This is a genomic window from Longimicrobiales bacterium, from assembly GCA_028823235.1.
GTDB lineage: Bacteria > Gemmatimonadota > Gemmatimonadetes > Longimicrobiales > Gaopeijiaceae > UBA2589.
Window position 1 is genome coordinate 112913 of record JAPKBW010000009.1, and the last position, 18251, is coordinate 131163.

At 61.4% G+C, this 18251-nt stretch carries 18 protein-coding genes; 5 read left to right on the forward strand and 13 right to left on the reverse strand.

Annotated elements, in window-relative coordinates; genetic code table 11:
- Window positions 1–169: 169 nt before the first annotated feature.
- Genes OSA81_07280 through gpmI form a run of 4 tightly spaced genes read right to left on the reverse strand, consistent with a single transcriptional unit; the run spans window position 170 to window position 5189 of the window.
- Complete coding sequence (locus OSA81_07280; GenBank protein MDE0898801.1) at window positions 170–1534, reverse strand: pitrilysin family protein; 1365 nt, start codon at window positions 1532–1534, stop codon at window positions 170–172.
- Window positions 1531–2808, reverse strand: coding sequence for a pitrilysin family protein (locus OSA81_07285; GenBank protein MDE0898802.1), 1278 nt, complete (start codon window positions 2806–2808; stop codon window positions 1531–1533). The genes OSA81_07280 and OSA81_07285 overlap by 4 nt, the downstream gene beginning before the upstream one ends.
- Window positions 2809–3648 carry a hypothetical protein gene (locus OSA81_07290; protein MDE0898803.1) on the reverse strand — a complete coding sequence of 280 codons (840 nt, stop codon included), beginning with the start codon at window positions 3646–3648 and terminating at the stop codon, window positions 2809–2811.
- Window positions 3648–5189 carry a 2,3-bisphosphoglycerate-independent phosphoglycerate mutase gene (gene gpmI / locus OSA81_07295; GenBank protein MDE0898804.1) on the reverse strand — a complete coding sequence of 514 codons (1542 nt, stop codon included), beginning with the start codon at window positions 5187–5189 and terminating at the stop codon, window positions 3648–3650. The genes OSA81_07290 and gpmI overlap by 1 nt, the downstream gene beginning before the upstream one ends.
- A 173-nt stretch (window positions 5190–5362) precedes the next feature.
- On the opposite strand from gpmI, the gene OSA81_07300 reads away from it, so the two are divergent.
- Window positions 5363–6481 (forward strand): aminotransferase class I/II-fold pyridoxal phosphate-dependent enzyme, encoded by a 1119-nt coding sequence (locus OSA81_07300; protein ID MDE0898805.1) that lies wholly within the window; start codon window positions 5363–5365, stop codon window positions 6479–6481.
- Between the two features lie 8 nt (window positions 6482–6489).
- Window positions 6490–8223, forward strand: a complete 1734-nt coding sequence (locus OSA81_07305) for an amidohydrolase family protein (GenBank protein MDE0898806.1) — start codon at window positions 6490–6492, stop codon at window positions 8221–8223.
- An 87-nt stretch (window positions 8224–8310) separates the two neighbouring features.
- On the opposite strand, the gene OSA81_07310 is transcribed toward OSA81_07305, so the two are convergent.
- Together OSA81_07310 and OSA81_07315 are read right to left on the reverse strand one after the other, a co-directional pair.
- A complete protein-coding gene (locus OSA81_07310; protein MDE0898807.1) occupies window positions 8311–8433 on the reverse strand; it encodes a hypothetical protein in 123 nt (40 codons plus the stop codon).
- A gap of 149 nt (window positions 8434–8582) precedes the next feature.
- The gene (locus tag OSA81_07315; GenBank protein MDE0898808.1) at window positions 8583–9110 is read right to left on the reverse strand and encodes a hypothetical protein; all 528 of its coding nucleotides are present in this window, start codon (window positions 9108–9110) and stop codon (window positions 8583–8585) included.
- A gap of 171 nt (window positions 9111–9281) precedes the next feature.
- On the opposite strand from OSA81_07315, the gene OSA81_07320 reads away from it, so the two are divergent.
- Complete coding sequence (locus OSA81_07320; protein ID MDE0898809.1) at window positions 9282–9563, forward strand: hypothetical protein; 282 nt, start codon at window positions 9282–9284, stop codon at window positions 9561–9563.
- A 105-nt stretch (window positions 9564–9668) separates the two neighbouring features.
- Here the strand turns inward: OSA81_07320 and OSA81_07325 are convergent, their stop codons facing one another.
- The 4 genes from OSA81_07325 to OSA81_07340 form a co-directional block, all read right to left on the reverse strand.
- Entirely contained in the window at window positions 9669–10739 is a 1071-nt protein-coding gene (locus tag OSA81_07325; protein ID MDE0898810.1) for a hypothetical protein, read from the reverse strand.
- Window positions 10739–12268 carry a M20/M25/M40 family metallo-hydrolase gene (locus tag OSA81_07330; protein MDE0898811.1) on the reverse strand — a complete coding sequence of 510 codons (1530 nt, stop codon included), beginning with the start codon at window positions 12266–12268 and terminating at the stop codon, window positions 10739–10741. The genes OSA81_07325 and OSA81_07330 overlap by 1 nt, the downstream gene beginning before the upstream one ends.
- Before the next feature lie 91 nt (window positions 12269–12359).
- Window positions 12360–13706, reverse strand: a complete 1347-nt coding sequence (locus OSA81_07335) for a hypothetical protein (GenBank protein ID MDE0898812.1) — start codon at window positions 13704–13706, stop codon at window positions 12360–12362.
- A complete protein-coding gene (locus OSA81_07340; protein ID MDE0898813.1) occupies window positions 13693–14202 on the reverse strand; it encodes a sigma-70 family RNA polymerase sigma factor in 510 nt (169 codons plus the stop codon). Before OSA81_07340 ends, OSA81_07335 begins: the two co-directional genes overlap by 14 nt.
- 477 nt (window positions 14203–14679) lie before the next feature.
- On the opposite strand from OSA81_07340, the gene OSA81_07345 reads away from it, so the two are divergent.
- Together OSA81_07345 and OSA81_07350 are read left to right on the forward strand one after the other, a co-directional pair.
- On the forward strand, window positions 14680–15816 hold the full coding sequence (locus OSA81_07345) for a saccharopine dehydrogenase NADP-binding domain-containing protein (GenBank protein MDE0898814.1): 1137 nt from the start codon (window positions 14680–14682) through the stop codon (window positions 15814–15816).
- A 214-nt stretch (window positions 15817–16030) separates the two neighbouring features.
- Window positions 16031–16192, forward strand: a complete 162-nt coding sequence (locus OSA81_07350) for a hypothetical protein (protein ID MDE0898815.1) — start codon at window positions 16031–16033, stop codon at window positions 16190–16192.
- A gap of 1 nt (window position 16193) precedes the next feature.
- On the opposite strand, the gene OSA81_07355 is transcribed toward OSA81_07350, so the two are convergent.
- The 3 genes from OSA81_07355 to OSA81_07365 form a co-directional block, all read right to left on the reverse strand.
- Window positions 16194–16838 carry an SCO family protein gene (locus tag OSA81_07355; GenBank protein ID MDE0898816.1) on the reverse strand — a complete coding sequence of 215 codons (645 nt, stop codon included), beginning with the start codon at window positions 16836–16838 and terminating at the stop codon, window positions 16194–16196.
- A 20-nt stretch (window positions 16839–16858) separates the two neighbouring features.
- On the reverse strand, window positions 16859–17437 hold the full coding sequence (locus OSA81_07360; protein MDE0898817.1) for a hypothetical protein: 579 nt from the start codon (window positions 17435–17437) through the stop codon (window positions 16859–16861).
- Between the two features lie 5 nt (window positions 17438–17442).
- On the reverse strand, window positions 17443–18251 hold an 809-nt coding region (locus OSA81_07365; GenBank protein ID MDE0898818.1), incomplete at its 5' end, for a YHYH protein.

Below are 18251 nucleotides of genomic sequence, written 5' to 3' on the forward strand. Positions count from 1 at the left end.
ATAGGTCGTGCCAACCGTAGAATCCCGCTACCTCGCCGCAGATCAACTCCTACTGTCCTATTCATGTGACGTCTCAGCGACGCCGATCAAGACACATCGGCAGGAATCGAGTTGCATCTACCTGTCCCTCTTTCAGATAGGGCAGAGATCCAATCGGGTTGCACACCGCTCAACTCTCGGCGACCACGACCTCCACAGGCGCAAGACCAAGAGACTCGAGTTCGGGTGTGATTATGTCGGCATCGCCAGCAACGATGACCTGGACCTCGTCCGGTCGCATGTGCCTCGCCGCAGCCGCAGCCGACTGCTCGGTGGTCACCCCACGAACCGTGTCCCGGTAACGATCGAAATGGTCGTCCGGCAGCCCGAAGACGACGAGCTGGGTGATGCGAGTCGCGATCTGCCCCGCGCTCTCGAGCTGCAGACCGAAAATCCCGGCCGCGTAGTCCCGTGCGGCCGCGACTTCCTCGTCGCGGGGACCATCGTCAGCCATGAGCTGCAACTCTTTTATGATCTCACGCACGGCAGGCGCGGTTACGTCATTGCCGACCGAGGTGCCGATCTGAAACGGACCGGCCTCGCTACGGAAGGTGAAGCGTGAGCGGATCCCGTACGTGTAGCCGTGGTCCTCGCGGAGATTCAGGTTCAGGCGACTCGTAAACATGCCTCCTAGCACCATGTTGGCGATCGAAAGCGGGTAGTAGTCCCGAGTAGAGCGAGCGGCTCCCACATGGCCGATTCGGACCTCCGACTGGACCGAGCCGGGCCGATCGACCACGACGAGTCGCCTGTCGCGCGTCGCTGGCTCGACGACGAAGTCCGGTCGAGAAGCAGGAGCCCCCGACCAGTCACCAAAATGCTCACCGATCATTGCGACGACCTCGTCGGGCTCCACGTCGCCGACGATGATCATTCCCCCACCCTCCGGACGATAGTTCGCATCGACGTAGCCCAGCATAGCCTCGCGGGTCACCGCGGCGATGGACTCCTCACTACCATCGACGGCTCGCCGATACGGAACTCCGTCCGCGAAGTAGCGCACCCTCGCCGAGTCCGTGGCTAGCGCTCCCGGATCCATGCGTCGTTGACGGATCTGGGCTAGCTGCTGCTCACGAGCTCGGGCCACCTCCGCCTCAGGGAAGTCGGGTTCGAATACCATCTCGGCCAGAATCGCCATCGCCTCGGGAAGTCGGTCCGCGAGACATGACAGCCCGATACTCGTGCCTTCCCACCCACCGGACGCGCCGACACGGGCGCCAATTCGTTCGAGGGACTCCGCCAGGGCCGAGCCACTTCTCTTCTTCGTGCCACCCTCGAGTGTGTCCGCGGTAAGCACTCCGAGGCCTGCAGCTGCACTACCGAGTGCCGCCTCCCCTGCCCTCATGAAGAGATTCACGCTGACCATCGGAAGTCGATTCATGCACCCGATTCGAAGGTCAAGGTCATGCGCGGCAGTGCGCCGCTCAACCGCCGGGAATGCAAAGTCGCGTGGCGCGCCCGAAGCCGGCGGGGACGACCGATCGAGCGGGCTCATCGGCTCGTCTCCGGCTGGTAAGTAACAATCGCTCGGTTGTCCGCTCCGAGTCGGGTTCCTGCGAAGTCCTTGATCTGATCGAGGGTGACCGCCCGAAGCCGATCAAGCTCGCGATTCAAACGGCCCGGATCATCGAAGTACAGGTCGAACATCGAGAGCAGGTCGGCTCGTTCAGCCGTCCGCTCCAGTGCTCGCACCAAGTCCGTCTCGGTGAGAGCGATCGCACGATCGATCTCGCTCTGTTGCGCCTCCGCCAGTGCGTCGATCTCCTCAATCATCGCCCGCTCAAGCTCTTCAGGGTCGCCCCCTGGATAACCCGTGGCCCAGACCAAGAACATCGAGGCGCCCGTCAGCAGCGGATAGACGTACGTCACAACCCCTTTCGCCACCTGTCGCTCCCGCACAAGGCGCCGATACAATCGGGACGCCCGCCCCATACCGAGAAGGGCCTGAGAAACCTCTGCCACTGCGAAGTCCTCCGCATCATACGAAGGAGACCGGAAGGCCATAATGACCCGAGGCAGGGGAACATCCGCCACCACGTGATCCCGCACGGTCTGCCCGATTAGAGGTTCGACATCCGGATTGCCGGGGAGCGTCGGGATCGGCCCACCGGGCTCGATGTCTCCGAAATACCGTTTGATCTGCTCGAGGGCCGCTACCGGCTCAATGTCCCCCGCTAGCGTCAGGACTGCATTGTCCGGCACATAGAACGTTTCAAAAAACGAGCCGACATCGTCGAGTGTCGCTGCATCGATGTCCTCCATCGAGCCGATCACAGTGTGCCGATAGGGATGTCCCTCGGGGTAGATCAGCTTCTGAACGCGTTCGCTCCAGTCCCCATACGGCTGATTGTCGTATCGCTGGAGTTTTTCATTTTTCACCACGTCGCGCTGGTTGTCGAGCTTCTCCTGCGTCATCGCGGGGAGCATCCAGCCCATGCGATCAGATTCTAGCCACAGCGTCAGCTCGAGGTCGTTCGAGGGCACGGTTTCAAAGTAGTTCGTGCGATCGAACCACGTCGTGGCGTTCAGGGTGCCGCCGACACGTTCGATCAACTCGAAGTGCCGGTTCTTCGGCACGTGCGCGGATCCCTGAAACATCATGTGCTCGAAGAGATGGGCGAAACCGGTCATTCCTTCGACCTCGTTCCGCGACCCAACACCGTACCAGAGGTTGGTCGCCACGACGGGGACCGTCCGATCAGGTGCGAGGACGACCTTGAGTCCATTGTCCAGGCGGTGTCGCTCGAAAGGGATCGAGAGTTGACTCATTCAGGGTCTCTCGTTGAGTCGAGTGCGAAGCAGATCTGGGGCGAAGTCTTCCATCAGCATCTCGCGGGCGGCGCCGTGACCACCGTCGAGTCGGTCCTCCACATCGGTAACCAGCGCGAGGTCAGCTTCGGCAGCTCGAGTCCTCGCGCGTTCGAGCATTTCGTATGCGACGCCCTCTCGTCCAACTGCAGCCGTCGCCAACGAAGCAGCAAGCTGTGCGTCAACGTCCTCCTCAGCGATACGCGCGCCGGACAGGATCTCTCCTGCGCCCTCCTCAAACTGTCCGGATTCGAGGAGCACGAGCCCGAACACGAGCCTCGCCCAGCCGTCATCAGGGTCGAGACTCACGGCCTCACCTAGTGCGTCGCTGGAGCGATCCCAATCCCGAGCCAGTGCATGGCCCACACCAAGTTCGTACGCGATCTGCGGATCGTCGGCATCGATCTCACGTGCCGCCTTGAGCTCACGCAACCCGTCTTCGAAGAGACCTTCACGAACGAGGTACGCTCCATAGAGCAATCGTCCGACGGCCACCTGAGGCGCCATCAATGCCGCTGCTCGAAGAGCTGGTTCAGCGTCGGCGTCATCGAAGTATGCGAGACCGTTCCCTGCGGTCGAAAGGATGTACGGATCCTCCGGATTGAGTGCGAGGGCCTGCTTGAATCGCTCATAGGCGACTCCCTCGAGACCCAGCTCGCGCTCCGCGACCCCAAGCCAGCAGTGCACGGCAGCTTCGTCCTTGAAGTCCTCGAGGTGGTCTCGCAGCAGCTCTACCGCACCCTCCCAGTCATTGTCCTCTGAAAGCGCGAGTACCCGTTCAAGTATTGTGTCGAGGTCCATCAGTCAGCTCGGTGTACAAGGGTTACGCCGGTCATTGCGACAGGCGGTGCGACGGTCATGAATTCGAGAACGGTGGGTGCGACGTCAGCAAGTCGGCCGTCGCGGACGATGACATCGTCCCCATCCGTGGCCTGGGGGTCGTACACAATGAAGTCGACCGGAGTGGTCGTATGCGCCGTCCGCACGTTCCCCTCAGGATCGATCATCATCTCGCAATTTCCGTGGTCTGCCGTAATCAACACCACCCACTCAGGGTTCGCGTCGACGGTCGCGAGAATGTCCGTCATGCAGGCATCCACGGCCTCGACCGCACTGGTGGCAGCGGAAATCACACCCGTGTGCCCGACCATGTCCGGATTCGCGAAGTTCACGAGAATGAAGTCGTTCCCATCGGTCAGGCCGGCGATCACCGCATCCGAGACCCCGTGAGCGCTCATCTCAGGTTGAAGGTCATACGTCGCCACCTTGGGCGAGGAGACGAGACTGCGGCGCTCGCCTTCCCAGGGCGTCTCCTCCCCGCCGTTAAAGAAGTATGTCACGTGCGCGTACTTCTCCGACTCGGCGACCTTGAGCTGTGTGTGGCCGTTGGCCGCGAGGTGTTCAGAGAGTCCATCCCGAATGTTGTCCTTCGGGAATGCGACCTCGGTGGGCAGGCCATCCGCGTATGCGGTCATCGTCACCACGCGGCCTGGCAGGCGGTCGGGACGATCGAAGCCGTCGAAGTCAGGAAGCGTGAGTGCTGAAGTGATCTGACGGACTCGATCCGCACGAAAGTTCATGAGAATGACTACGTCGTCAGCCGCCATCCCGGGTTCACCCACGCCGCGGATCCCGGTCGGCTCGATGAATTCGTCGGTCGTCCCGGCGGCATAGCTCTCTCTCAAGAAGGAGATGTCGTCCGCCCACACAGCGGCTTCGCCACTCACCATCAGGTCAAAACCGCGCTTCGTCCGCTCCCATCGCTTGTCACGATCCATGACCCAGTAGCGCCCGCAGACGGAAGCGATCGCCCACTCGTCGTTGCACGCACATATCTCTTCAAGGGTCGAGAGGTATTCGATGCCCTTCGTAGGAGACGTATCGCGGCCGTCCGTCATGCAGTGGATTCGCACCCGGACGTCCGCAGGCAGCCGATCGAGAAGAGTCGTGAAGTGCCTGACATGACTGTGGACGCCTCCGTCGGACACGAGCCCTGCTATGTGGATCACGGAGCCCCGCGCGCGCGCTTGCTCGATAATCGACGAAAGACCCAGAGCCTCCTCGAATGCTCCGTCCGCAATCGCCTTATCGATCCGGGCGATGTCCTGATACACGACACGGCCCGCCCCTAGGTTCAGGTGGCCCACCTCTGAGTTGCCCATCTGCCCGTCCGGGAGTCCGACGTCAGCACCTGAACACGCCAGGCGAGAACGCGGAAAGCCATCATAGAGACTCCGGAACGTCGGCACATTCGCGAGCTCGACCGCGTTGCCAGTACTCGGCTCACCCTGAAAATCGGAGTGACCCCAGCCGTCCAGGATCACAAGGAGAACCTTTCTCATGTTTCGTGCGGACTCGGTCTTGGCCTCAGCGAGGCGATTCACGGTTCGAGACGGGAATCTAATCGTGGCCCACAGACCCGTCATTTACTTCAGATAGAGAGCGGCGTAGCATCGGCGCTTGAGGCGCGCTGGCGGGCGGCTGACGCGTATCCACGATCTCCGGAGTTTCAGCCTTGCGTTACTCACCTTTCCGCATGGAGCGGTGGCAGTCCACGTACGAGCACCGCGTGAAAATCAATCTGTCAGAAAGCGGTGTGCATCCACTGACCGTGGATGAACTCATCGAAATTTCCGGCCAGGATGTCGACGTCGGCTCCACGCTCCTCGGCTACGGCCAATCGAACGGGTCGGACGAACTGCGGTCGCTCATTGCCGGGCAGTATGCCGGCGCGACGGACGCATCCGTGCTCGCCACGGTCGGTGGCGCAGAGGCCAACTTCACGTGCTTCTGGCATCTCTTCGAGGGTGGGGCGAAAGCAGCAATCATCCTGCCGACATACGGCCAGGTACCCGGCCTGCTGGAGTCATTCGGGAGCAGACTGAGCCCGGTTCATCTGCGGGAAGAAGATGGATGGCAGCCGGACATGGAGGCGCTCGAGGCAGCTCTGGAAGACGGTGCCTCATTCGTCCTCATTACCAATCCGAACAACCCGACGGGCGCCTCGCTCACTCGTGAGTCGATGGACCGCATTGCTGAGCTGACAGAGAAGCACGGGGCCTGGATCCTGGCCGACGAAGTCTATGCAGGAGCCGAAACGGGGGAGGAACGGACACCGTCATTCTGGGGGTCGCATGAACGGGTGCTCGTCACCAATTCGCTCTCGAAGGCCTACGGCCTCCCCGGGCTGCGCCTCGGCTGGATCATGGGACCGGATGAGCTCATCAACGAACTCTGGGGTCGGACGGACTACACCACCATTGCCCCGGCTTCGGTTTCCGATCAACTGGCGTGTGTGGCACTCGCATCAGGTACGCGAGATCGCATCGGGGAGCGCACGCGCGGAATCGTAAGAAAGAACCTAGGTGTGGTCGAGCAGTGGATGGCCGCACAGGATGGTCGGTTCCGGTATCAGGCACCCGACGCCGGGGCGATCTGCTATACGCACTACGACGACCCGATCAACTCGAGCGAGTTCGCCGAGAAAATGCGTGTCGAGAAGTCCGTCCTTGTCGTGCCCGGTGACCACTTCGGGATGGACCACTATCTGCGCCTCGGCTTTGGAAATCCGGAGGACGAGTTGCTGGAAGGGTTGAGTCGGGTGCGTGAGGCGTTTGACGATATTAGCGGGTGACAAACTCCATGATGGCCATACGATTCGGATGGGCACTCACGGCGGCATTGGCCTTCGCTCCGGCTACCGCCGCCCCACTCCTCGCCCAAGACGCGGGGCCCTTCGACCTTCTCGTGCGTGGCGGCCGCGTCCTCGATGGTACAGGAAACCCGTGGTTCCGAGCCGACATCGGAGTTCGTGACGGACGGATCGTGGCAGTCGGGCGACTCAATGGTGCGGCAGCAACGAAAACGATCGACGCGGCAGGCCGATACGTGTCACCCGGCTTCATCGACATCCACTCGCATGCAGACGACGGGAGTGCTCAAATCGGCGGCGCCACGATCCGAACGGATCAACTCGACCGGAAGTCGGCACCCAATCTCGTCTCACAGGGCGTCACGACAGTCGTCGTCAATCACGACGGGCGCTCCCCGTGGCCGATCCGCGATCAGCGTACGCTCATCGAACAACAGGGTGTGGGTCCAAACGTCATGCTGATGGTCGGGCACGGTACAGTGCGTCGACAGGTGCTGGGCGATGATTATCGGCGCCTCGCCACCGATGGCGAGGTCGAGCAGATGAAGGGTCTGGTGCGGCAGGCCCTCGAGGAAGGTGCGGTCGGTATGTCCGCGGGCCTCGAGTACGTACCCGGTCGATGGAGCGAGACGAGCGAGGTAGCTCGCATCGCGGAAGAGCTCGTGCCGTATGACGGAGTGTACATCGCGCACGAACGCTCGGAGGGGGCCGACCCGATGTGGTTCTGGCCGAGCCAAAATGCAGCCGGCCCACCGACCCTCCAAGACGCAATCATGGAAACCATCGAGATCGGGCGCCACTCGGGGGCACGGGTGGTCGCGTCACATATCAAAGCGAAAGGTGCGCATTTCTGGGGCTCGAGTGGCAGTGCGATCCAGCTCATTCAGCGTGCCCGAGACGAAGGAGTGCGCGTATGGGCAGATCAATACCCGTACGCGACGTCCGGCTCTGACGGAAACACCGTCCTCATTCCTTCCTGGGCCACATCTTCTGAGGACGGCCAGGACGGGCCAGGACCCGCTGCGATGCTGCGCAGGAATCTGACCGATGCCACGATCGAAGCGCAGATCCGTCAGGATATCGCACACGAGATTCGGCGCCGGGGAGGAGCAGATCGGGTCGTAATTTTCGAATATCCCAGAGACGAGTGGGTCGGCAAGAACCTCCAGGAGGTTGCAGACGCGCAGGGGGTCGATCCGGTTCAGATGGCGATCGATCTCCAGTTGGTAGGCGATCCAGAGCGACGCGGAGGTGGGCGGTTGCGCGGCTTCTCCATGTCGGAAGATGACGTCGAGAGCTACGCAGCTCAGCCGTGGGTGGCGACCGCCTCCGACGGTGGTATCGCGCTACCGGACGACGGCTCCGTTCATCCCCGCTATTACGGGACCTTCCCACGCAAAATCCGTCAGTACGCCCTGACTGCGGGCGCCCTGTCCGTCGAGGCGGCGATCCGCTCTCAGACGTCCCTGCCCGCTCGCATCATGGGCCTCCAAGACCGAGGCGAAATCCGAACAGGAAACTGGGCTGACCTCGTGATCTTCGACCTCGAAACGATCACAGACGAGGCGACGTTCTTCGAGCCACACCAGCACGCTTCAGGAATCGATCACGTCATCGTGAACGGTGAGTTTGTCGTTGAGGACGGGGAAATCCTGTACGCGCTGCCTGGGAAGCTCATCTCCTCTCGTCGCGGCGGTCCTCCGAGCATCTCTCAAGAGCACTGACCCAAAACAAGATCGCCCGGCCAAGGTGCCAGATCAGTTCCCCGCGGCCGGCCTCGCCGTAAAGGGATTCGGCATGACTTCATGGCTCTATCCGTCAGTGACGTGAATCAGCGCTTTGGCATCGAACGGGAACACCTTGTAGGACGGGTCGTCACTCGACACCGAGGCAATCAGTGTCGAGGGTGCGCGCTCTAAGCCTCTCTCCGTCACGATGGGCCAGAAAATCTCAGCGATGCGCTAATGGAGAAGGACGGGCAGTCAGAGGGAATTGAGCCTAGACTGGGCCTGGCCGGAGATGTCCGGACCCACGTGCCCCCTTCAATGCAATCGCTCGGACTCCGTCGATCCTCCTGAGTCGCTCAGCGACTCAGCTGTGCGTGAAGCGCTACGTAGTTGAGGCCGCTGCTCGTCTCACGCAACACCTCCTCGACGGACAGACCGAGAGACTGCGAGATGACCCGAATGTTCACGAGTCCAATAATGTGCGGGTCGGTCAATTTTATGTCGCCCCACCCGGATACCGGGGCACCTCTGAATTGTTGGTACGCACCTTCGAGCGCGCCAGCTGGAACGTCGTCGCGAACTGGCACATAGAGAGCGGGTGCGTTCACCCGGTACTGCCCGGTCAACTGGGCCCAACTCTGACCGGCACTGCGAAGGGCTACGAGCGCTTCCGGAGACACCCCGGCTCGGCGGGCCACGAAAAGGACCACGGGGATCTCGTCCGCCTCGAGCTCCCAGTCGCCGAGGATCGCGACTTCATTTGCAGGCAGACTGAAGAACGTGGCCACGGCGCGAAAAAAGTCCGCATGGGCTCCACTCTGTGCCGATGCGTCCGCAGCCGACACGAGGCAGCAGGTCAGCACCATGAACACGCGCTTCATCAAGCCGTTCCAAGCTCCGGAAAGAGTTAGTACTCAATTATGGGATGGCTCACACACGTACACCATACGTGCCAAGTTGGCAGAAGACGCGCCTCAAAAACGTGGCACGACTCTTGAACACTTATAGGGCACGCTTTACAGCGGAAAGTGACCGTGAACCGAAGGAAGGCAGCCATGAGACACGATGACAAAGACCATGACCGGCGACTCCAGATGGAGCTGCAGGAACGCGTCGACGAGACGCAGGACGACCGACACATCGTTTTCGACTTCACTGGTATGGAACAGGCGAACGTCGGAGATCTGTCCATAATCCTTACGGCACGCTTGAAATCGTCGCCCACAGAAGCCATATGGGTGCGTTCACTTCCCGCTCGAACGGCTCGGATTCTCGAGCACCTGAGGTTGGACCACCTCTTCCGGCACTACCCGGAAGCGGCTGGCCCTCTGAACTGACGGGTGGCGCCGCAAGGCGAGAGGCCCTGATCTGCACGGTGCGGATCGGAGCCTCTTTTTCATTCACCTGCGTCCTCTATTGAGGACGCCCTTGCTGAGCGAAATTTACTTCGGGCCACGCGCCAGAACGCGATCCGCGAGGGCTTGAGCGGACACCACCGGAGACCGTGCGGCCATCGCGGCCTCAGCGAAAATGCCTCCCAGGCTAGTCCCAATCGCTCGCACACGCCGATCGAGTTCGTCCAGGTCATCGACCCCCTGATAGATCGACGTGAATGCCATCGCTCCGCCTCCATTGATGACGTAGTCAGGGGCATAAAGAATGCCCCGCTCATGCAGGGCATCCGCGTCGGCAGGCCTCTGGAGTTGATTGTTCGCAGCACCTGCGACGATCGCGCATTGGAGAAGAGGTATGGTATCCGGACCCAGCGTCGCACCGATCGCACAAGGCGCGTACACGTCGCAGGGCGTCGAATAGACCTCGCCAGTCGGCACGAATTCGCCGCTGAGGCGCTCCGCGAGCGCACGTGCCCGCGCTTCGTCGATATCGGATATCAACAGGTGTGCCCCCTCGGCGGCGAGGTCGGTCGCAAGACCAGCCCCAACAGAGCCCACACCCTGCACCAAGATTCGACGGCCCCCGAGGTCGGCACTTTCAAACTTGTGGCGAACCGCGGACCGAATGCCCTCGAGGACTCCGAGCGCAGTATAGGGACTCGGATCCATCGGCCCGTCCGTGCGGCCGTGAACGCCGATTACATACTCAGACACTTCGGCGATGGTCTGCATGTCCTCGGTGGTGGTGCCAAGGTCGGCACCCGTGCCATAGCGCCCCCCCAGCGAATTCAGCAGCGCACCGAACCGGTGCAGCAGGCCACGTCGCTCTTCCTGGGCCAATGGTCGAGGGATGGCCAAGACGGTCTTCCCCCCGCCGAACGGAAAGTCCATCGCCGCCCACTTGTTGGTCATTCCTTGCGCAAGCCTGAGCGCGTCCACCAACCCGTCGACCGGATGATCGTAGACCTTCATACGACATCCACCCGTTGCCGGGCCTAGTGTGTCGTCGTGGATCACACAGAAGATCCAGGTGCCTGTCGGCTGGTCACGACGAACAACGACTCCGACCCCATCGAAGCCCTCCAGGACAGCCAGGAAGTCCGGCGCCTTATCGCTCATCACTGCTCCGATACGATCTGCGCGTAACTCTCCGGATTCCACTTGGGCCTCTCGTCGGCGTTCCCAATTTCCATGCCGAGATAGAAAACGAGTTTTGCGATCCGGGCAGCCTTCTCCGCATCGATCCGATCAGGCTCGTCGTCACGGCCGTGATAGTCGTCGTGGGTGCCGTTAAAGAAAAAAAGTATCGGCACCCCTTTCTTCGCGAAATTGTAGTGATCAGAACGGAAGTAGAACCGTTCCTCGGGCCAGAGATCGTCGATCGCGGTCATCCGAAGCTCAGGATGATCGGAATTCACTCGGTTCATGGACTCGCCCAAATCCGAGTGTTCTTTCCCGATTGCTACGATCGTGTCGGCCCAGTTCCGTCCGACCATGTCCGTGTTCAGATTCGCGGCCAGCGACTCGATCGGAACCGTCGGGTTCTCAGCAAACCACTCACTCCCCCATAGCCCCTTCTCTTCCCCGCTAACGAGGAGAAACATCATGGAGCGCCGGGGGGCGATCAGCAGCGCAGTCATCGCCTCCGCGACCTCCATTACCGCGACAGTGCCAGACGCATCATCGTCGGCCCCGTTGAAGATCGAGTCGCCGTTCGCATCCGGCGCACCCATGCCAACATGATCCATGTGGCCAGAAAAGACGACGTATTCATTCGCGAGCTCAGGGTCACTTCCATCGAGAATCGCGACCACGTTGGGGGCAGTCATCGATTCACTCCGGGTACGGAGCACCACGGTCGTGCGCAGGCCGCCCGTGTCGTGTACCTGAAGATCTTCCTTCGACCGATCCTGAAGGGCCGCGAGATCAATTCCTCGACCCTCCAGCATACTTTCGAGCGAGGACGTCCGCATCTGGAGAATCGGCACGAACACCTCCTCGCCGACGTCGTCGGTTGACCAGCCCTTCGACACGGAGGGCTGAAGTGCTCGGCGAGCATTGCCCGCCCACTGTTCGTCACCGACCGGGGACGTCACGAGAACAGACGCGGCCCCGGCACCACGGAGTCCACCAATGAGCTGAAAAAGTTGACGGTTCTGGCTTGCCTGCTCAGCAGAAACCAGCACGGCCACATGCTTGCCATTGATCGCACGTTGGGCACTGCGCGAAAGAGCGCCCTGGCCCGATACCAGCACGAGGTCGGCACCCATTTCGCCATCCGAGGAGGTTCCGAAGAGAGGAAGCACATCCGGACCGAAAGCAAGTCGGACACCACCAGCTGAGATGGTGGAGCGTTCAGTATCGACGGTAACCGAGTTCAATGGGTATCGCTGAATGAAAGCGCCATCGTCCCCCCCACCGCGCAAGCCCAGTCGGCGGAACTCTGCTGCGATCCAGTCTGCCGTCCGATCCAAGCCCGGGCTCGGTGTGTTCCGACCCTGCATTGAGTCGTGGGCGATCACGCCCACGCGCCAATCGAAGTCGGCCTCGGTGATGGTGCGAGCCGCCTCTTCGACGCCTGACTGCTGACCGGCCACCCCGACAGGGATCAGTGTAAGAGCAAGTACGACCCAGCCTGTCCTCTTCATATCACCTCCTGATACTTCATCGTCATACGCGCAAAGACCCCGCACCCTGTTCGAGCGCGGGATCTCAAGATCGGCAGAGCCAGCATTTGCGTCAGCCCTCTGGAAAGAGACTGTCGAGAAGGCCCTGCAACTCCTCTTCGGCTCGAGGCCCGCGAAGCACAATCCAGCCACTCTCCGCGAGCACCGACACTTCGTTCAATCCACCTGTGGCAGCGGGCAGAATCGTCGGTTCTACATCAAGCTCCAGGTGGTAGATCTCGAACACCACGGCGCCCTCCAGCCGCTGTACCACATGAACACCCTTCGACATGGTGCCCCCTCCCATGTTCGTCACAGAAAGCACCTCATACCCAAGCACGACCAGGTTTGGCTCATCGTTCTGCCGATCCGCGTCGTCATCCATTACAGGTCGACTGGCCAGTCCGGACTGGTCGAGCGCGGAAGTGACAGCCATGCGCGACTCGGACCTGCGGCGCTCCGCCTCCTGTTCACTATCCGCCGCTGCCTGCACTTCGTTCAACTCCGCGATTGCGGCTGGAGGAGGTGCTGCTGTCGTGCCCACAGCCGCGATCATGTCATCGAAGTGGGTCGAGCTCAACGCTGCCGGCGCCTCTTCAACGGCAGACGTGGGAGCTTCGTTCGCCAAAGCCTCGGCGGTACCATGCCTTGCTATATCCGTATCTGGCTCCATTTCGGTGACACCGCCTGCATCCAGCGCAACTTCCGAGGCTAGCTCAAGAACAGCTCCAGCAGCGGCCACCTGGGTTCCAGCGCCTGCCGCGCCTTGTCCGCGCGACGGGCTCTCAGCCTGTGCGGCCTCTGACCTCACCGACGCATCGGGCATGACAGAGCGCGCCTTGGTCACCTGATCAGCCGGCAGGTCTCCGCGCGCTCCGAGGGCCTTAGCCCCACCTCCCGCGACCGCACGCTCAGGTGCCGCGACGCTTCCCTCGACCGAGGCACTGCCCGACAGGCGCGACGCCGTGGAGTCGCGATCCGCCAGAGAAGGCTCCCGAAGCGCAGCAGGTGCCCTATTCGAAATGGCTTCCTCCAGCGCACTCGCCTCGAAGTCCCCTCGGTCGATGAGTGGTGCCTCGATGAGCTGGCCCCCACGTAGAACCCATCCAGTCCCAAGAGCTAGCGCGATCGATGCCGCCCAGCCCATGCGATACATCCGGACCGACACGGTCTGACCCACTGGACGCGTGCGCTTCACATAGGCCCTAAGCTCCTCAAGACTCGGCAAGTCAACTGCCGGAAGGGCAAGGCCGAGCATCGCTTCCGCGTCCGACCGGACAGCGCGCTCGATCTCGAGCATCTCAGCACATTCTACACACCCGGCGATATGCTCCCGGATCCGTTCGGCTTCAGCTTGCGGATACTCTTCCAGTGCCCCATCCAGATAGGCATGAAGCGCGCCCTTATCAACGTGCGACATCTGCCTCCTCCTTTTCATTGTATGCCTCAGCCAGCCGCTTCCGCGCGCGAGACAGCGTCGTCCCGACAGCACCGACTGCAAGGTCCAGTTGACATGCGATTTCTGTATAGCTCTGCCCCGCATCCCAAAGGAGCAGTGCCTCACGGTCCTTCTCCGAAAGCATCTTGAGCGCCCCTCGCACCGCGGCCCATCGCTCCTGTTCATCGAGCTGTGAATCGGCATCTCGCTGTGACGCCTGGCGGACCTCGACCTCTGTCTTCAAAAGGACGAGATGTTTCTTCCGCCGGATGACGGTCCGCGCTTCGTCTCTAGCCAAGTTCGCCGCGACCTGAAACAGCCAAGCACGTGGCTTCTTCGGCTCGTGCTTCAGCGCGCGGACGAACGCTTCCTGGGCGAGATCCCGTGCTCGGTCCTCGTCCCACACTTTTCGGTGCAGGAAGCGGACAAGCTCCGGGAACGTCGTCCGGTACAGGTCATTCCAGTCAATGTTGCTCATGGTCGGCTCCGGTTCTCCTGTCGCCCAGAAGGACGTCTGTCAGCCCGCAGTACTGCTACGCAAATCACGAACGATCTCCTGCAATGCTTCGGACGTGAGGGAAGACGAACCCACTGAATCCACCTTCACACTAAGCTCGGACCCCGCGATCACAACGTTCGCAGGCTGACTGAGAATCGGCTCCCATTCGGGCATCGCTGCGATCAGATCGAACTAGGCCGCACTTTGTCCACGGCGAAGCCACCGCGGTTCACGCCCGGCTCGATCCATCCCTGGGCAGCGCCGGAAAGTACCATCGCCGACGCCAAAACAAGGCTTCGGCTCCATACATTTATGTCCGTCACGGCTCGCATAATCACCTCCCGCCACAGTTTTCCATCTCACCCCATAAGACGGCTCGAAGGGACCCCCTTGCACACGATCGCGACTCTGGACTGATTTTTCGGGTCGCAGGTGACGAGTTTCGGAGGACGGATCGTGAAGATCGTTGTATTGGGTGGCGGCAGAGTGGGACGCGCGATTGTGCGGGATCTGGCAGCCGAGGACGACTACGAGGTACTCGCGGTCGACCTGGACCCCGTGCGTCTCGAAGGAATGACTGAGTTTGGTGCCGACGGAGTCGTCGCTGACCTCTCAGACGCCGAGACGGTTTCCCGGGCCGTTCAGGACGCTGACCTGGTCGTCGGAGCTGTCCCCGGATTCCTAGGATACCAGACGGTCGAGCGCGTGCTGCAGGAAGGGCGGCCGATCGTCGACATCTCCATGTTCCCGGAAGACGCATTCGGCCTTGAGCAACTCGCAAAGGACGCGGGCGTCCCGTGCCTATTCGACTGCGGGATCGCTCCCGGGCTCAGCAACATGATCCTCGGGCACACCGAGGCCGAGCTCGACACGACCGACTCATACATGTGCTTCGTCGGCGGACTGCCGAAGGAGCGGACGTGGCCCTGGGAATACAAGGCGCCGTTCTCGCCCGCCGATATCATCCAGGAGTACGTTCAGCCGGCTCGAATGCGACAGAACGGCGAAGACGTGACCAAGCCAGCACTCTCAGATGTCGAGCTCGTGCACGTGCCCGGTCATGGCTCACTCGAGGCCTTTAATACCAACGGTCTGCGCTCCCTGCTTCGGACGTCCAAGACTCCAAACATGGTCGAGAAGACGCTGCGCTACCCGGGTCACGCCGTCCGCATCCGGATCCTGCGCGAAGCGGGCTTCTTCTCCGACAAGGAAATCCAGGCCGCCTCAGGCTTGGTAGTTCCGCGCGACGTCACGGAGGCGCTCCTCTTTGACGCCTGGACCTTTGCGGAAGGCGAAGAGGACATGACGGTCATGAGGATCGTGGTTGAAGGAACCAAGGATGGCTCGAGGGTCCGCCACACATGGGATCTGATCGACCACTACAACGTCACGACCGAAACGATGTCGATAGCCCGTACGACCGGCTACACCTGCACAGCCATAGTCCGCCTGATCGCCGGGGGCTTATGGACGGAGCCCGGACTGGTGCCCCCGGAAGTCGTGGGAGCGAACAGTGACTGTTTTAGCGCTGTCCGTACGCACCTGAAAAAGCGGGGCGTGCTCGTCGACTCCAAGACAGAAGAGCTCAGCTAGCTCGCTGATGGTTCCCGCGATCTACCCCACACGTGTTCCGGCGCTGGTCACCGGGACCGGGAATCTTGCGCTCGGGACGCGAGGGCATTCCGGTATTTACAGGCAGTAATAAGCTCACGATCGAGGTGGCCAGTCGCTGGTATCAGCCGCTCCCGGGTCGTGGCGTCATGCAACGCTTGCAGAGAACCTCCGGTCGCGCGGCTTGGATCAGGCCGTGCTCATCCCGACCTCCGAAGTAGGCTCCATCGCCGCAGCCACACTACCGGATGACCTGGCCGCTCGTTTTCCCTCTTCGACTGCACGCCCAGATATCCTCCGAGTGTTTGCGGGCAAGGCACTTCTCAATGAGTTCGATGTGCCGGAGTCTCAGACCTGAGTCACATCCCCAGGAGCAACGTGGCGTCCTCTATGAGTCGCGCGATATCCGTTGGGAGTGTGCCGTTATAGACCCCTCGAATTCTCATTTCCGGGTCCAGGAGGACCACGTTCTCGGTGTGCGCCATCGATGGGACGCCATATCCCGACCCGTCCTGCAGATTCACGAAATACGAGGACCGCGCGAGGCCGAGGATCTCCTCGAAGGGCCCGGTCAGCAGGTGCCAGTCTTCCGCCTCTATCCCGAATTGATCGGCATAGGCACCGAGCCGCTCGGTGGTGTCCAAGTCAGGTGTGACGCTGTGGGAAACCAGAAGAAGCCTTCCATCTCCGGAAAAAGCGGTACGAACACGTTGCAGATTCCCCCGGGTCGTCGGACAGATTGCGACGCACTGGGTGAAGAAGAAGTTCGCGACCACCACGCGTCCTTCTAGTTCGGCTCGGGTGATCTTGGCCCCCGCCTGGTCAACCAGGGTGAAGTCCCGGATCTGGTGAATTGCCGCGTAATCCTTTGCGCTCTTGTCGATCCACTCCGGCGTCAGCTCAGCGGTCCGGTAGAATGGCAAGCCAGCTGCCCCCGGGGGATCGCTACAACCAGCACCCATGGCGATGAGCGCGAGGATGACCGCACGGGGCGCGAGCGACACCGCTCTTTCAGCAAGCCTCCTCATATCCCCGCCGCCACAGCGACACCTGCCCCGACGCACCCCTTACTGCCGATGAGTCCGAAACGTCGACCGTCCTTGATGACATAGTTGGCCCGGAGCGTTCCATCGGCGTGCCACATCCTTTGTGCACCCGACTCCTGACCGTCGACGTAGTTGAACTCTCGATATGGCAGACCATCGGGGTACCATTCGCGATGTTTTCCCTGAGACAGGCCATCCTTAAAGCGGTACTCGAAGTGCGCTGCACCACCTGCGTACCAGCCCGTGTGCTCGCCGTGTTTTCGACCTTCCCGATAGCTGCGTTCATACCGTACGGCTCCGTTCTCAAACCACGCTTTTGAGCGGCCGTGGCGAAGGCCGTCTAGGTACTCGGACGCTTCCCTCATTCCCCCGTCGGGATACCGCTCGACAAGCCGACCGGTGAAGAGGGCACCATCCAATACGAGTTCTCCCGCCAACCGCTCTAGCCCCGGCACGAGGGAGTTGATCTCTAGGGGCGACACCCGCTCCATCAGCCCGAGCAGCACCGGCGATCCCGCCACCAGGAGACCGAATCCAATAATCATCCGTGATGACATGACCGTCACCTCGTCACAGTGCCGGCGACACCGTAGTAGCCCGCGCCATTGATGTACGGATCGTCCCCGGTGACGTGGTAGTGATACACCCCGTCAGGAAAGTCGTTTGTCGCACCGTAGTGGCCGTGCAGGTCGTCGAGGTCGCTCGACCCCAACATCTGACCATCTTCGAACGGCCCGTATACGGGGAACCCGTCCAGCAGCACCCCAATGAGCGCTTCCTCGCCAACGACGCCGGTGATGCCGAGCGGTTCGACGTGATAGTGGTACACCCCTGTCTGCTGTGGATGTCCGTTGTACTGATCGAACGAGTCGATTTCGAAGGTGAGTGGCCTATTCGGACCCGCGTATTGGTTGAAAATGGCGACGCCGTTCACGGCTACACCGATGGGGCCCAGGGGCGTCGCTGAGATATCCGCAGCGCGCTGTGCCAGGACCGGCACACGAAACGTCCACTGCTGCTCAGCGATCCGGTTCGGATTGAGTTGAAATCCCTGATTCGAGCCGGTATACGCTTCATACTGAATACTTCCAGTGTCGAAGTACGGACTCCCATGGTTCGGAACGCCGTTTGATCGAATCACCACCTGGTCACCATCGATCGAAACCTCGACTTCGGAGCCGAAGTGACCGAGTATCGGAGTGATATCTATCGAGACATCTTCTGGGCCATCGACGCCGACCGAGAGCCCCGTGTCGCTTTCGCAGGCGATCAGGGCCAGAGCGATGGCGACGATTACAGGAAGAACATCTGTCAGTGCGGGCGATCCCATACCTACCTCCGTGCTCTGTAGATCACGATTGTCTCCAGGCT

Bases quoted from the DNA above. Each gene is read 5' to 3' on its own strand.
- OSA81_07285 (MDE0898802.1), bottom strand. From the start codon at position 2,808: ATGAGTCAACTCTCGATCCCTTTCGAGCGACACCGCCTGGACAATGGA.
- OSA81_07320 (MDE0898809.1), top strand. From the start codon at position 9,282: ATGAGACACGATGACAAAGACCATGACCGGCGACTCCAGATGGAGCTG.
- OSA81_07360 (MDE0898817.1), bottom strand. From the start codon at position 17,437: ATGTCATCACGGATGATTATTGGATTCGGTCTCCTGGTGGCGGGATCG.
- OSA81_07280 (MDE0898801.1), bottom strand. From the start codon at position 1,534: ATGAGCCCGCTCGATCGGTCGTCCCCGCCGGCTTCGGGCGCGCCACGC.
- OSA81_07290 (MDE0898803.1), bottom strand. From the start codon at position 3,648: ATGGACCTCGACACAATACTTGAACGGGTACTCGCGCTTTCAGAGGAC.
- OSA81_07305 (MDE0898806.1), top strand. From the start codon at position 6,490: ATGATGGCCATACGATTCGGATGGGCACTCACGGCGGCATTGGCCTTC.
- OSA81_07325 (MDE0898810.1), bottom strand. From the start codon at position 10,739: ATGAGCGATAAGGCGCCGGACTTCCTGGCTGTCCTGGAGGGCTTCGAT.
- OSA81_07330 (MDE0898811.1), bottom strand. From the start codon at position 12,268: ATGAAGAGGACAGGCTGGGTCGTACTTGCTCTTACACTGATCCCTGTC.
- OSA81_07335 (MDE0898812.1), bottom strand. From the start codon at position 13,706: ATGTCGCACGTTGATAAGGGCGCGCTTCATGCCTATCTGGATGGGGCA.
- gpmI (MDE0898804.1), bottom strand. From the start codon at position 5,189: ATGAGAAAGGTTCTCCTTGTGATCCTGGACGGCTGGGGTCACTCCGAT.
- OSA81_07340 (MDE0898813.1), bottom strand. From the start codon at position 14,202: ATGAGCAACATTGACTGGAATGACCTGTACCGGACGACGTTCCCGGAG.